The 14,185-nt window shown below is 60.8% G+C and carries 10 protein-coding genes; 6 read left to right on the top strand and 4 right to left on the bottom strand.

Annotation, left to right across the window (positions count from 1 at the left end):
- Nucleotides 1–203: 203 nt before the first annotated feature.
- From GVN17_RS12040 to GVN17_RS12050, 3 genes are read right to left on the bottom strand one after another with little or no spacing between them, the layout of a single operon-like run.
- On the bottom strand, nucleotides 204–1,172 hold the full coding sequence (locus GVN17_RS12040; protein WP_166595565.1) for an alpha-L-glutamate ligase-like protein: 969 nt from the start codon (nucleotides 1,170–1,172) through the stop codon (nucleotides 204–206).
- Nucleotides 1,172–2,722 carry an inactive transglutaminase family protein gene (locus GVN17_RS12045; RefSeq protein ID WP_166595476.1) on the bottom strand — a complete coding sequence of 517 codons (1,551 nt, stop codon included), beginning with the start codon at nucleotides 2,720–2,722 and terminating at the stop codon, nucleotides 1,172–1,174. The genes GVN17_RS12040 and GVN17_RS12045 overlap by 1 nt, the downstream gene beginning before the upstream one ends.
- A gap of 4 nt (nucleotides 2,723–2,726) precedes the next feature.
- A complete protein-coding gene (locus tag GVN17_RS12050) occupies nucleotides 2,727–3,275 on the bottom strand; it encodes an ATP-dependent zinc protease (protein WP_166595477.1) in 549 nt (182 codons plus the stop codon).
- A gap of 294 nt (nucleotides 3,276–3,569) precedes the next feature.
- Here GVN17_RS12050 and GVN17_RS12055 point away from each other — a divergent pair, with 294 nt between their 5' ends.
- The 5 genes from GVN17_RS12055 to prpF all read left to right on the top strand — a co-directional run bounded on the left by GVN17_RS12055 (nucleotide 3,570) and on the right by prpF (nucleotide 10,564).
- Entirely contained in the window at nucleotides 3,570–4,292 is a 723-nt protein-coding gene (locus GVN17_RS12055) for a GntR family transcriptional regulator (protein ID WP_166595478.1), read from the top strand.
- Nucleotides 4,289–5,179, top strand: coding sequence for a methylisocitrate lyase (gene prpB / locus GVN17_RS12060; protein ID WP_166595479.1), 891 nt, complete (start codon nucleotides 4,289–4,291; stop codon nucleotides 5,177–5,179). Before GVN17_RS12055 ends, prpB begins: the two co-directional genes overlap by 4 nt.
- A 171-nt stretch (nucleotides 5,180–5,350) precedes the next feature.
- Nucleotides 5,351–6,478, top strand: a complete 1,128-nt coding sequence (gene prpC / locus GVN17_RS12065; protein ID WP_166595480.1) for a 2-methylcitrate synthase — start codon at nucleotides 5,351–5,353, stop codon at nucleotides 6,476–6,478.
- A gap of 196 nt (nucleotides 6,479–6,674) precedes the next feature.
- A complete protein-coding gene (gene acnD, locus GVN17_RS12070; RefSeq protein ID WP_166595481.1) occupies nucleotides 6,675–9,266 on the top strand; it encodes a Fe/S-dependent 2-methylisocitrate dehydratase AcnD in 2,592 nt (863 codons plus the stop codon).
- 110 nt (nucleotides 9,267–9,376) lie between these two features.
- The gene (gene prpF / locus GVN17_RS12075) at nucleotides 9,377–10,564 is read left to right on the top strand and encodes a 2-methylaconitate cis-trans isomerase PrpF (RefSeq protein WP_166595482.1); all 1,188 of its coding nucleotides are present in this window, start codon (nucleotides 9,377–9,379) and stop codon (nucleotides 10,562–10,564) included.
- Between the two features lie 104 nt (nucleotides 10,565–10,668).
- Here prpF and GVN17_RS12080 read toward each other — a convergent pair whose 3' ends face one another.
- Entirely contained in the window at nucleotides 10,669–11,487 is an 819-nt protein-coding gene (locus GVN17_RS12080; protein WP_166595483.1) for a pyruvate, water dikinase regulatory protein, read from the bottom strand.
- Nucleotides 11,488–11,668: 181 nt separating this feature from the next.
- On the opposite strand from GVN17_RS12080, the gene ppsA reads away from it, so the two are divergent.
- The gene (ppsA, locus tag GVN17_RS12085; RefSeq protein ID WP_166595484.1) at nucleotides 11,669–14,044 is read left to right on the top strand and encodes a phosphoenolpyruvate synthase; all 2,376 of its coding nucleotides are present in this window, start codon (nucleotides 11,669–11,671) and stop codon (nucleotides 14,042–14,044) included.
- The last annotated feature ends 141 nt before the right edge of the window (nucleotides 14,045–14,185 follow it).

The following is a 14,185-nucleotide window of genomic DNA, read 5'->3' on the forward strand; positions in this document are numbered from 1 at the left end:
GATTGTAGTCCTCCGTTGATCTGGCTCCTAGGGGGGTGTCGGAATTGGATGAGTGCGCGCCGTTGTCATGGCGGCGATCAACCTTTAGGGGCGAATTTATCCGCGAAAGTCGATCAGGCGATGCAGTGTATCGTCTGGAACACCATCGCGAATGAATTCGCTCCCGCAGGAAATCACATTCGGCAGAATGTCATCGGTTGCCGTCAGACGTGTCCGAACAGCTCCTGCACGAACTTGACGCGTTCCTCCGGGCTGTCATGTCGGCCTTCCGCCGCCAGCACTTCCAGTCGTTGCTCCACGGCCTGGGTGCGATGGGTCAGCCCGCAGTCGTTGGCGATCTGGATGTTCAGGCCGGGGCGGGCGTTGAGTTCGAGGATCAACGGGCCGCGATCCTGGTCCAGCACCATGTCCACACCGATGTAGCCCAACCCGCACAGCTCGTAGCATTCCGCCGCCAGGTGCATGAAGCCGTCCCAGTTTGGCAGTTGCACCCCGTCCACGGCGTTGGCGGTGTCAGGGTGTTTGCTGATGATGTTGTTCAGCCAGGTGCCATGCAGGGTCATGCCGGTGGCGAGGTCGACGCCGACGCCAATGGCGCCCTGGTGCAGGTTGGCCTTGCCGCCGGATTGCCGTGTCGGCAGGCGCAGCATGGCCATCACCGGATAGCCCATCAGCACAATGACGCGGATGTCCGGCACGCCTTCATAGCTGATGCTTTTGAAAATCGGGTCCGGCGTGACCCGGTATTCGATCAGCGCCCGGTCGCGATGACCACCCAGGGAATACAGGCCGGTGAGGATGCTGGAAATCTGGTGCTCGATTTCATCGCGACTGATGATGCGCCCCGAAATGGTCCGGAAACGCCCCTCGAAACGGTCGGCAATCACCAGAATGCCGTCACCCCCGGCCCCCTGTGCAGGTTTGATCACGAAGTCGTCGCGGCCGCCAATGATGTCGTCGAGGCGGCTGATTTCCTTTTCGGTGGAAATGATCCCGTACATTTCCGGCACATGAATGCCGGCCGCGACAGCCCGTTCCTTGGTGATGATCTTGTCATCGACGATGGGGTACAGGCTGCGCTTGTTGTACTTGAGCACGTAATCGGCGTTACGCCGGTTGATGCCCATGATCCCTTTGGCTTCGAGGGCCTTCCAGGTTTTCCACCAGCCGATCATTTGGCGTTTTCCCGTTCGGCATCTTCCTTGGTGAAGGCCTTGAAGCGGATCAGCTCGGTGAGGCGATAGCCGCGATAACGACCCATCGCCAGCATGAAGCCCACCAGAATCAGCAGGATCGCCGGAAAGGTGAACACGAAGTAGATGAACTCCGGCACGCTCATGATGATGTGGGCCAGCGACGCAGCGAAGAGCGTGCCGATGGCGACTTTCATGGCGTGGCCGCCGCCGCGTTCTTCCCATGTGATCGATAGCCGTTCGATGGTCATGGTCAGGATCACCATCGGGAACAGTGCAACCGACAGGCCGCGTTCCAGGCCAAGCTTGTGGCTCAGCAGGCTGATCGCGGCGATCAGCACCACGACGAACGTCAGCACCACGGACAACCGGGGCAGCATTTGCAGTTTCAGGTGTTCAAGGTAGGAGCGCAGCGAAAGGCCCAGTGCCGTGATGATCGTGAACAGCACGATGCCGAATCCCAGCTGCGTCTCGCGAAACGCCAGTGCGATCAACACCGGCGTAAATGTGCCGAGTGTCTGCAGGCCAATCAGGTTGCGCAGGATCAGGATCACCAGCACGCCAATCGGGATCATCACCATGATCATGAACGTCTGCTGGGTTTGCAGCGGCAGGCCGTAGAGCGAGTATTCGAGGAAGTCGGCGTCGGTGTTCTCGTCGGTCAGCTTGGCGAGGCGGATGGCATTCATCTCGCTGTTGTTCAGGCTGAAATTCACGGTGGCCTTTTTGCCGCCCTCGACAGTAATCAGGTTGTCATCCCCCACCCACCACAACAGGCGGTCCTGGGGCAGCCCGGCTTCACCGGTTTCCGGGTTGAAATACAGCCAGTCCTTGCCGTTGAAGCTGCGCAGCCAGAGTTCCGGCATCTGCGGCTGATCGGCCACCAGGCGAATGGTGTGGACCTTTTCCACCGGGACGTGGGCGACCGACAGCAGGATTTCGGTGATGCGGGCCTTGTTCTGGACTGACGTGTCACCGGCCAGCAGCAGCTTGACGTTGTCGTCGCTCAGATTGTTGACGCGCCGAATGGCCTCGCTGACGAAGGTTTCGACGTCGGCCGAGTGTTGGCGAATGGGGGCGAGCAGGGCGTCGGCGGCGATCTTTTCCGGGCCTTCCACGGCAATGCTGTCACGGAAGATCGGGCCTTTGACCTTGGCTTTCTCACCGCTGTAGCGCTTGGTCAGCACCAGCCGGTAATACAGCGTCTGATTGCCGGTGGCGCGGCGGGCGGACCAGGTGACCTTGCGGTTGCCGTCGGCGCGGTTGACGTTCACGCCATAATTGTTGGAGATGAAGCTTTCGTTGAGGCTGATGTAGTCCCGCGACAGCGGCGGCACGTACATCTGCACCTTGACCGAGTCTTTCGGGTTGGCGACGAATTCGACCTTGGCGTCGATGTTCCACAGGTCGTCGGTTTCGTCTTCGGTCACCGGGATGCCGAGCACCAATATCTGATAAGCCGTGATGGCGATGCCCAGGGTGACCAGGGTCGCGATCAGGATTTTCAGATGGAGGGTAAGAGAGCGCATGTCATTACTCTGCGGTTTGAGCATCGGTGATGCAGGCGGGTTTGCCCGCTGCATATTTAAGGCTTGGATCGACCAGCGCATCGAAGTGCTTGAGGGCTTCGGAGCCAATCAGAAGCGGGTATTGGAATGCACTTCGGTCGGTCAAGTTCACTTCTATGGTTCGCGATGCGTTACCCATGCACACGTCGAGGCTGATGACGGGGCGTGAGGTGTATTTCTTTTCGTCGTCAGGGTCGACGTCACCCGCCCGGCGCTTGATCTTGCTGAGCCGTGCGAGCGGCCGTTCGATGGGGTGTTCGTGGGCGTCGTCGATGGCCAGGTAAAAGCGCACCCAGGATTCGCCGTCGCGCTTGAAACGCTTGATGTCGCGGGCGCTGAGGGAGGCGGTTTTCGCACCGGTGTCCAGTTTCGCCGCCACTTGCAGGTCGATCCCCGCCAGTTCGGCATACTCGTTCAGGCCATAGACGGTCTTGCCGGCCGCCATGCACAGATCGCTCAGGAACAGCCCCGGCAGGTACAGGCATAAAAGAAAGAGGAGAGGGTGGCGGCTCATAGGTCCTGGCGCGGTGAGGGAAAACAGGAGCGATTTGACGTCGGCTCGGGGTGTGAGTGGATTGCGGGCCGCGGCCAGCAGGGACGTCCGTGTAGCCCGAGACGACGGGCAGATGCGGTCGGCATTCTAGCATGAAGGTTTTATGGCGCCAGCGAAGGGCGCGCCGACAATGATCGTAGGAGCGATCCTCATACCCGTCAGTTATGAGAGGATTGTCGACAGTCTTGAAAATGTCTTTGACGAATAGGGGTTGTTTCGATAGCTTTGGCGTCATTGAGATGAAAGGTGTCGACAATGCTGGATGCCGCTGAAGTGAACATTGCCAGTCCCGTGGATTCGGAAACGCTGTCCGAAAACGTGTTTCGCCGGATTCAGGCCGCGATCGTCAAAGGCGACATCGCCCCCGGCAGCAAGATTTCAGAGCCGGAACTCGCCCGGACGTACGGCATCAGCCGTGGCCCGCTGCGCGAAGCGATCCATCGCCTGGAAGGTCAGCGTCTGTTGGTGCGGGTGCCTCACGTCGGCGCGCGCGTCGTGTCCTTGAGCCATGCCGAGCTGGTCGAACTCTATGAAATCCGAGAATCGCTGGAAGGCATGGCCTGCCGTCTGGCGGCTGAGCGCATGACCGCCGAGGAAGTCGATGAGTTGCGCCGGGTGCTGGAGACCCACGAGCGCGATCCGGCGTTTCAGGCGGGTGTCGGCTATTACCAGCAGGAGGGCGACTTCGACTTCCATTACCGGATCATTCAGGGGGCGCGTAACAGCACGCTGACCCAGATGCTCTGCGGCGAGCTGTATCAACTGGTGCGCATGTACCGCATTCAGTTCTCGACCACGCCCAATCGCCCCCGCCATGCCTTCACCGAACACCACCGCATTCTGGACGCCATCGCCGACCGTGATGGCGAACTGGCCGAACTGTTGATGCGCCGTCACATCGGCGCATCGAAACGCAACATCGAACAGCGTTATCAAGAACACGCTCATCAAGCGACTACTGCCCGAGGTGAACAATGACTTCAAGAACGACTCCCGGCCAACGTTTCCGCGATGCCGTGGCGGACGAGCATCCATTGCAGGTGGTGGGCACGATCAACGCCAACCACGCGCTGCTCGCGCAACGTGCCGGTTTCAAGGCGATTTACTTGTCCGGTGGCGGCGTGGCCGCTGGCTCGCTGGGCGTGCCGGACCTGGGCATCACCGGGCTGGATGATGTGTTGACGGACGTGCGCCGCATCACCGACGTCTGTGACCTGCCGCTGCTGGTTGACGTGGACACCGGTTTCGGCGCCTCGGCGTTCAACGTGGCGCGTACCGTGAAGTCGATGATCAAGTTCGGTGCGGCGGCTATGCACATTGAGGATCAGGTGGGCGCCAAGCGCTGCGGCCATCGTCCGGGCAAGGAAATCGTTTCGCAGCAGGAAATGGTCGATCGCATCAAGGCCGCCGTCGATGCGCGCACCGACGACAGTTTCGTGATCATGGCGCGCACCGATGCGCTGGCCGTCGAAGGCCTGGAATCGGCACTGGATCGCGCCGCCGCGTGCATCGAGGCGGGCGCTGACATGGTGTTCCCGGAAGCCATCACCGAACTGGACATGTACAAGCTCTTCGCCTCCCGCGTGAAAGCGCCGATCCTGGCGAACATTACCGAATTCGGCGCTACGCCGCTGTTCACCACAGACGAGCTGGCCTCCGCCGAAGTGGCGCTGGTGCTGTATCCGCTGTCGGCGTTCCGGGCCATGAACAAGGCGGCGGAAAACGTCTACACCGCGATCCGCCGCGACGGCACGCAGAAAAACGTGGTCGACACCATGCAGACCCGCATGGAGTTGTATGAACGCATCGATTACCACGCTTTCGAACAGAAACTGGATGCACTGTTTGCGCAGAAGAAGGGCTGAATGCATGTCCGCATTCCTGTAGGAGTGAGCTTGCTCGCGATGGCGGTTGTGCAGTTGGCATCCATGTAACCTGCCGGGACCCCATCGCGAGCAAGCTCACTCCTACAAGGGAACGTGGTCATCAAAACGGAATTGCCGATTCCCTTAAAACGACAAGATTTGGAGAGAGCAATGGCTGAAGGAAAAGTATTGAGCGGCGCTGGCCTTCGTGGCCAGGTGGCCGGACAGACTGCCCTGTCCACCGTGGGCCAGGCCGGTGCCGGTCTGACCTACCGTGGTTATGACGTACGCGAACTGGCGGCCGACGCCCGTTTCGAGGAAGTCGCCTACCTGCTGCTGTACGGCGAGCTGCCGACCCAGAGCCAGCTCGACGGCTACCTGAGCAAACTCAAGGGGCTGCGCGATCTGCCCCAGGCGCTGAAAGAAGTGTTGGAGCGCATCCCTGCCGACGCCCATCCGATGGACGTGATGCGCACCGGTTGCTCGATGCTCGGCAACCTGGAACCGGAAACCAGCTTTGAACACCAGGTCGATTCAACTGACCGCTTACTCGCCGCATTTCCGGCGATCATGTGCTACTGGTACCGCTTCAGCCACGAAGGCAAACGCATCGACTGCGTGACCGAAGAGCCTTCCATTGGCGGCCATTTCCTCAAGCTGCTGCTGGACAAGACCCCAAGCGAATTGCATCGCAAGGTCATGGACGTGTCGTTGATCCTCTACGCAGAGCACGAATTCAACGCCTCGACATTCACCGCCCGGGTCTGCGCATCAACTCTGTCGGACCTGTTCTCCTGCATCACCGCCGCCATCGGCACCCTGCGCGGCCCGTTGCACGGCGGCGCCAACGAGGCGGCGATGGACATGATCGAGAAGTTCTCGTCTGCCGAAGACGCGGTTCAGGGCACGTTGGGCATGCTGGCGCGCAAGGACAAGATCATGGGCTTCGGCCACGCAATCTATAAGGACAACGACCCGCGCAACGAGGTGATCAAGGGCTGGTCGAAAAAACTCGCCGATGAAGTGGGAGACACCGTGCTGTTTCCGGTTTCCGAAGCTATCGACAAGACCATGTGGGAACAGAAGAAGCTCTTCCCGAATGCCGACTTCTACCACGCATCGGCGTACCACTTCATGGGCATCCCGACCAAGCTGTTCACGCCGATTTTCGTCTGTTCGCGCCTGACGGGCTGGGCCTCTCACGTGTTCGAACAGCGTGGCAACAACCGCATCATCCGTCCGAGCGCCGAATACATCGGCGTCGAACAGCGCAAGTTCGTGCCAATCGAACAACGCTGAGTGGTGGGAGGACTGTACCGGATCTGGATACACCGCGGGCTCTGTAGGAGTGAGCTTGCTCGCGATGACGATCATCAGGTGACATCTCCGTCGCCTGGGAAAATGCCATCGCGAGCAAGCTCACCCCTACAAGGGCGGTGGGTGTCCGGATTCGGTGGGCCTGCCTCTTGAAACAAACCGTGACCGAGTCCCGACGATGAACACTGAATTCCGCAAATCGCTGCCCGGCACTTCGCTGGATTACTTCGACGCCCGTGAGGCAGTCGATGGGATCAAGCCGGGGGCCTACGCCACGCTGCCGTACACCTCTCGTGTTTTGGCGGAAAACCTGGTGCGCCGCTGCGACCCGGCGACCCTCAAGGCCTCGCTGACGCAACTGATCGAACGCAAGCGCGACCTCGACTTCCCCTGGTTCCCGGCCCGCGTAGTCTGCCACGACATCCTCGGCCAGACCGCGCTGGTCGACCTCGCTGGTCTGCGCGACGCCATCGCCGACATGGGCGGCGACCCGGCGCAAGTCAACCCGGTGGTGCCGGTGCAGTTGATCGTCGACCACTCGCTGGCCGTCGAATGCGGCGGGTATGACCCGGATGCATTCAACAAGAACCGCGCCATCGAAGACCGTCGTAACGAAGACCGCTTTCACTTCATTAACTGGACCAAGCAGGCGTTCAAGAATGTTGAAGTGATCCCGCCGGGCAACGGCATCATGCACCAGATCAACCTGGAGCGGATGTCGCCGGTGATCCAGACGCTGAATGGCGTGGCGTTTCCGGACACCCTGGTGGGCACCGACAGCCACACCCCCCACGTCGACGCGCTGGGTGTGATTGCCATCGGTGTGGGCGGGCTGGAAGCTGAAAACGTGATGCTGGGCCGCGCCTCGTGGATGCGCCTGCCGGACATCATCGGCGTCGAGCTGACCGGCCGGCCGCAGCCCGGCATCACCGCCACCGACGTGGTGCTGGCACTGACCGAATACCTGCGCAAACAGAAAGTCGTCGGCGCGTACCTGGAGTTCTACGGCGAAGGCGCTCGGGCCCTGACCCTGGGTGACCGGGCGACCATTTCCAACATGGCCCCGGAATACGGCGCCACCGCTGCAATGTTCGCCATTGATCAGCAGACCATCGATTACCTGACCCTGACCGGGCGCGACGATCAGCAAGTCAAGCTGGTCGAAACCTTCGCCAGGCACACCGGCCTGTGGGGCGACAGCCTCGCTACCGCCGAATACGAGCGCGTGCTGAGCTTCGATCTGTCGAGCGTCGTGCGCAACATGGCTGGCCCATCGAATCCCCATGCGCGGGTCGCGACGTCCGATCTGGCGGCCAAGGGCATCGCCAGCGCCTGGGAAGAAACCCCCGGCCTGATGCCGGACGGCGCAGTGATCATTGCGGCCATCACCAGTTGTACCAACACCAGCAACCCGCGCAACGTCATCGCGGCGGGGCTACTGGCGCGCAATGCCAACACGCTCGGCCTGACCCGCAAGCCGTGGGTGAAATCCTCGCTGGCCCCCGGTTCCAAAACCGTAGCGCTGTATCTCGACGAAGCGGGTCTGACCTCCGAACTCGAACAACTGGGTTTCGGCGTTGTGGCCTTCGCTTGCACCACCTGCAACGGCATGTCCGGCGCGCTGGACCCGGTGATTCAGCAGGAAATCATTGACCGCGACCTGTACGCCACTGCGGTGCTGTCGGGCAACCGCAACTTCGACGGACGCATCCATCCCTACGCCAAACAGGCCTTTCTCGCCTCGCCGCCGCTGGTCGTGGCCTACGCCATTGCGGGCACCATCCGCTTCGACATCGAGAAAGATGTGCTGGGCGTGGGCCCCAACGGTGAAGACATCCGCCTGAAAGACATCTGGCCGAGCGACGACGAAATCGACGCGGTGGTCAAGGCGTCGGTCAAGCCGGAACAGTTCCGTCAGGTCTACATCCCGATGTTCGCGATCCATGAAGACACCGGCCCCAAAGTCGATCCGCTGTACAACTGGCGCCCGGCGAGCACCTACATTCGTCGTCCACCGTACTGGGAAGGGGCGCTGGCCGGGGAGCGCACGCTCAAGGGCATGCGTCCGCTGGCCGTATTGCCGGACAACATCACCACCGATCACCTGTCGCCGTCCAACGCGATCATGCTCGACAGCGCGGCGGGTGAGTATCTGGCGCGCATGGGCCTGCCGGAAGAAGACTTCAACTCCTACGCCACGCACCGGGGTGACCACCTGACGGCCCAGCGGGCGACGTTCGCCAACCCGAAACTGTTCAACGAAATGGTCCAGGAAAACGGCAAGGTCAAGCAGGGTTCGCTGGCGCGGATCGAGCCGGAAGGCCAGGTGACCCGCATGTGGGAGGCGATCGAAACCTACATGGACCGCAAGCAGCCGCTGATCATCATCGCGGGGGCCGACTACGGTCAGGGTTCGTCCCGCGATTGGGCGGCGAAAGGCGTGCGTCTGGCGGGTGTCGAGGCCATCGTCGCCGAAGGCTTCGAGCGCATTCACCGCACCAACCTGGTGGGCATGGGCGTGTTGCCGTTGGAATTCAAACCCGGCACCGACCGCACCACGCTGAGCATCGACGGCACTGAAACCTTCGACGTGATCGGCGAGCGTACGCCGCGGGCCACGCTGACGCTGGTAATCCAGCGCAAGAATGGCGAACGCGTGGAAGTGCCGGTCACCTGCCGACTCGATACCGGCGAAGAAGCGTCGATCTACGAGGCAGGCGGCGTGTTGCAGCGCTTTGCCCAGGACTTCCTCGAATCCTCGGTGGCGTGAGGTTGACCCTCTGTCGCAGTACGGCTTGCCAGCGGCCGCGGTTTCTAAATCGTCACCGCCGGCAAGCCGTGCTGCAACAGAAGCGACTTATATAGAAGGAAAACGATTTCATGGCTCATTCAGCGCAAATCAAAATCCCCGCGACCTACATGCGCGGCGGCACCAGCAAGGGCGTGTTCTTCCGCCTGCAAGACCTGCCCGAAGCGGCGCAAGTCCCAGGACCGGCCCGCGATTCCCTGCTGCTGCGCGTCATCGGCAGCCCCGATCCTTACGCCAAACAGATTGACGGCATGGGCGGCGCGACGTCGAGCACCAGCAAAACCGTAATTCTGTCGAAAAGCATCAAGGCCGACCACGACGTCGATTACCTCTTCGGCCAGGTGTCCATCGATACGCCGTTCGTGGACTGGAGCGGCAACTGCGGCAACCTGTCAGCGGCGGTCGGTCCGTTTGCGATCAGCAATGGTTTGATTGATGCCAGTCGGGTGCCGCATAACGGCGTGGCAGTGGTGCGCATCTGGCAGGCCAACATCGGCAAGACCATCATTGCCCACGTGCCGATCACCGATGGCGCGGTGCAGGAAACCGGCGACTTCGAACTGGATGGCGTGACCTTTCCCGCCGCAGAAGTGCAGTTGGAGTTCATAGACCCGGCGGCAGAGGAGGAGGGCGCGGGGGGGGCGATGTTCCCCACTGGCAATCTGGTGGACGATCTGGAAGTGCCGGGTGTTGGCACGTTCAAGGCGACCCTGATCAACGCGGGCATCCCGACGATTTTCGTCAATGCCAGCGACATCGGCTACACCGGCACCGAGCTGCAGGACGCCATCAACAGCGATCCGCAGGCGCTCGCCCGCTTTGAAACGATCCGGGCCTACGGTGCCGTGCGCATGGGCTTGATCGCCAACGTCGAAGACGCCGCCAAGCGCCAGCACACCCCCAAGGTCGCTTTTGTCGCAAAACCGAGCGAGTACGTATCGTCCAGCGGCAAGCGCGTGTCGGTGAGCGACACCGATTTGCTGGTCCGGGCGATGTCCATGGGCAAGCTGCACCACGCGATGATGGGCACGGCAGCCGTGGCCATCGGCACGGCGGCGGCGATCCCGGGAACGCTGGTGAACCTGGCGGCGGGCGGTGGCGAGCGCAGTGCTGTCCGGTTCGGGCACCCGTCCGGCACGTTGCGAGTGGGGGCTGAGGCTGAAGTCGTCGGCGGGGAGTGGTCGGTCAAAAAAGCCATCATGAGCCGCAGCGCGCGGGTGCTGATGGAAGGCTTCGTAAGGGTGCCGGGAGAGCTTTAAGCTACAAGCTACAAGCTACAAGCCAGACCGCGTCGTTGCGAACACCGCGATCTGCACTGGCTTGCAGCTTGCAGCTTGCAGCTCAAGGCTTGCCGCTGCTTCCCCTATTTGAAACGCCGTTCGACCCCTTTCTCCACCAGCACTTTCGCCGAGATTTCCTCGACCGAAAAGTGCGTGGAGTTGATGTTGGGAATGTTCTCTTTGCGGAACAGATTCTCGACTTCCCGCACCTCGAACTCACACTGGGCAAAGCTCGAATAGCGGCTGTTGGGCTTGCGTTCGTGGCGAATGGCGGTGAGGCGGTCCGGGTCGATGGTCAGGCCGAACAGCTTGGCCCGGTGCTGTTTCAGTGCTGGAGGCAGAGTCAGCCGCTCCATGTCGTCTTCGGTCAGCGGGTAGTTGGCCGCGCGGATGCCGAATTGCATGGCCATGTATAGACAGGTAGGCGTCTTCCCGCAGCGCGACACCCCCACCAGAATGATGTCGGCCTTGTCGTAGTAATGGGTGCGAGCGCCGTCGTCGTTGTCCAGCGCGAAGTTCACCGCCTCGATCCGCTCCATGTAGTTGGAGTTGTGGCCGATGGAGTGCGATTTGCCCACCGAGTAGGAAGAGTGTGAACTAAGCTCCTGCTCCAGCGGGGCCAGGAAGGTCGAGAAGATGTCGATCATGAACCCGTCGGACGTCGCCAGGATCTCGCGAATGTCCTGGTTGACGATGGTGTCGAAGATGATCGGACGGACCTCGTCCTTCTCGGCCGCCTTGTTGATTTGCGCGACCATGGCCCGGGCTTTCTCGACGCTGTCGATGTAGGGGCGCGTGAACTTGTTGAACGTAATGTTTTCAAATTGCGCTAGCAGGCTCTGGCCAAGGGTTTCGGCAGTGATGCCGGTGCCGTCGGAGATAAAGAAAGCGGATCGTTTCATTTGCGCCTTGGGCCTTAAGCTGGTGACGATTCTTGGATATGATACGCGGGCTTGCGCGCCTTAACTGGCCGCATTCTAACTATTTTCAGGGTCCAGACCACAAGCGCGCAGAATCCGTTTTTCCTGTGGTTCCAGCGCCAACGCTTTTCCCAACAACAAATCGGTTAGTGGAGAGATCACCTTGGTAGAGTACGTAGTTTCCCTCGATAAGCTCGGCAAACATGATGTTGAGCATGTGGGGGGCAAGAACGCATCCCTCGGCGAGATGATCAGCAACCTGGCGGGCGCAGGCGTTTCCGTCCCCGGTGGCTTCGCCACTACAGCTCAGGCCTATCGTGATTTTCTTGAGCAGAGTGGTCTGAACGATCAGATTCACGCGGCACTCGATGCCCTCGACGTCGACGACGTCAACGCACTGGCGAAAACCGGTGCGCAGATTCGTCAGTGGATCATGGAGGCCGAATTCCCCGAGAAACTCAACGCCGAAATCCGCACTGCCTTCGCTGCCCTGTCGGCAGGCAATCCGGACATCGCCGTTGCCGTGCGTTCTTCCGCCACCGCAGAAGACCTGCCTGACGCGTCCTTCGCCGGTCAGCAGGAGACCTTCCTCAACATTCGCGGCGTGGACAACGTGATCCGCGCCGCGAAAGAAGTCTTCGCGTCGCTGTTCAACGACCGCGCCATTTCCTACCGTGTCCACCAGGGTTTCGACCACAAGCTGGTGGCCCTGTCCGCTGGCGTTCAGCGCATGGTGCGCTCCGAAACCGGCACCGCCGGTGTGATGTTCACCCTGGACACCGAGTCCGGTTTCCGTGACGTCGTATTCATCACCGGCGCCTACGGCCTGGGCGAAACCGTCGTACAAGGCGCGGTCAACCCGGACGAGTTCTACGTTCACAAAGGCACCCTCGAAGCCGGTCGCCCTGCGATCCTGCGCCGTAACCTGGGCAGCAAGGCGATCAAGATGATTTACGGCGAGGAAGCCAAGGCCGGGAAATCGGTCAAGGTCATCGACGTCGACGCGGCAGATCGCGCGCGTTTCTGCCTCAGCGATGAAGAAGTCAGCAACCTGGCGCGCCAGGCGATGATCATCGAGAAGCACTACCAGTGCCCGATGGACATCGAATGGGCCAAGGACGGTGACGACGGCAAACTCTACATCGTTCAGGCCCGGCCTGAAACCGTGAAGAGCCGGACCTCGGCCAACGTCATGGAACGCTACCTCCTGAAAGAGAAGGGTACCGTCCTCGCCGAAGGCCGTGCCATCGGTCAGCGCATCGGCGCCGGCAAGGTGCGGATCATCAAGGACGTGTCCGAGATGGACAAGGTTCAGGCAGGTGATGTGCTGGTCTCTGACATGACCGACCCGGACTGGGAACCGGTCATGAAGCGCGCCAGCGCCATCGTCACCAACCGTGGTGGCCGTACCTGCCACGCGGCGATCATCGCCCGAGAGCTGGGCATCCCCGCGGTCGTCGGTTGCGGCAACGCCACCGAACTGTTGAAAGACGGCCAGGGCGTGACCGTTTCCTGCGCCGAGGGCGACACCGGCTACATCTTCGAAGGCGAGCTGGGCTTCGATATCAAGCAAAGCTCCGTCGACGCCATGCCGGAACTGCCGTTCAAAATCATGATGAACGTCGGCAACCCTGATCGTGCCTTCGATTTTGCCCAGCTGCCAAATGCCGGTATCGGTCTGGCGCGTCTGGAATTCATCATCAACCGCATGATTGGCGTGCACCCCAAAGCGCTGCTGAATTACCCGAACCTGCCGCTGGACGTCAAGGAAAGCGTCGACAAGCGCATCGCCGGTTACAGCGATCCGGTCGGTTTTTATGTCGAGAAGTTGGTTGAGGGCATCAGTACGCTGGCGGCGGCTTTCTATCCGAAAAAGGTCATCGTGCGTCTGTCGGACTTCAAGTCCAACGAATATGCCAACCTAATCGGCGGCAAGTTGTACGAGCCGGAAGAAGAAAACCCGATGCTGGGCTTCCGTGGTGCTTCACGTTACATCAGCGAAAACTTCCGCGACTGCTTTGAGCTGGAATGCCGCGCCCTCAAACGCGTGCGCAACGAGATGGGCCTGACCAACGTCGAAATCATGGTGCCGTTCGTGCGCACCTTGGGCGAGGCGAGCCAGGTGGTCGATCTACTGGCCGAGAACGGTCTGGCCCGTGGCGACAATGGCGTCCGTGTGATCATGATGTGCGAGCTTCCATCGAACGCCTTGATGGCGGAGGAATTCCTCGAGTTCTTCGACGGTTTCTCCATCGGTTCCAACGACATGACTCAACTGACGCTGGGTCTGGACCGTGATTCCGGGACTATCGCGCACCTGTTCGACGAGCGTAATCCGGCGGTCAAGAAATTGCTGTCCAATGCCATTCAAGCCTGTCTCAAGGCTGGCAAATACGTCGGCATCTGCGGTCAGGGTCCGTCCGATCACCCCGATTTTGCGCGCTGGCTGATCGAGCAGGGCATTGAAAGCCTGTCACTGAACCCAGACACCGTCCTGGAAACCTGGTTCTTCCTGTCCGAAGAAGAAGCACCAAAATGAGGTAAGATGCGGGCCCGTTTCGGCGGGCCGGTCCAAATGGAAGAAGGGCGGTCTCGATGATTCCGCCCTTTTTTCATGACATTTTTTTCATTCGGGATTCGTCCCGGAACTTCAGCGCCGGGACAGCCTCAGCATGCTATC

This window comes from Pseudomonas sp. SLFW (assembly GCF_009905615.1).
Taxonomy (GTDB): domain Bacteria; phylum Pseudomonadota; class Gammaproteobacteria; order Pseudomonadales; family Pseudomonadaceae; genus Aquipseudomonas; species Aquipseudomonas bambusae.

Coding starts and splice junctions, on each gene's coding strand:
- GVN17_RS12045 (WP_166595476.1), bottom strand. CDS start 2,722: ATGCGCTCTCTTACCCTCCATCTGAAAATCCTGATCGCGACCCTGGTC.
- GVN17_RS12050 (WP_166595477.1), bottom strand. CDS start 3,275: ATGAGCCGCCACCCTCTCCTCTTTCTTTTATGCCTGTACCTGCCGGGG.
- GVN17_RS12055 (WP_166595478.1), top strand. CDS start 3,570: ATGCTGGATGCCGCTGAAGTGAACATTGCCAGTCCCGTGGATTCGGAA.
- prpB (WP_166595479.1), top strand. CDS start 4,289: ATGACTTCAAGAACGACTCCCGGCCAACGTTTCCGCGATGCCGTGGCG.
- prpC (WP_166595480.1), top strand. CDS start 5,351: ATGGCTGAAGGAAAAGTATTGAGCGGCGCTGGCCTTCGTGGCCAGGTG.
- acnD (WP_166595481.1), top strand. CDS start 6,675: ATGAACACTGAATTCCGCAAATCGCTGCCCGGCACTTCGCTGGATTAC.
- prpF (WP_166595482.1), top strand. CDS start 9,377: ATGGCTCATTCAGCGCAAATCAAAATCCCCGCGACCTACATGCGCGGC.
- GVN17_RS12080 (WP_166595483.1), bottom strand. CDS start 11,487: ATGAAACGATCCGCTTTCTTTATCTCCGACGGCACCGGCATCACTGCC.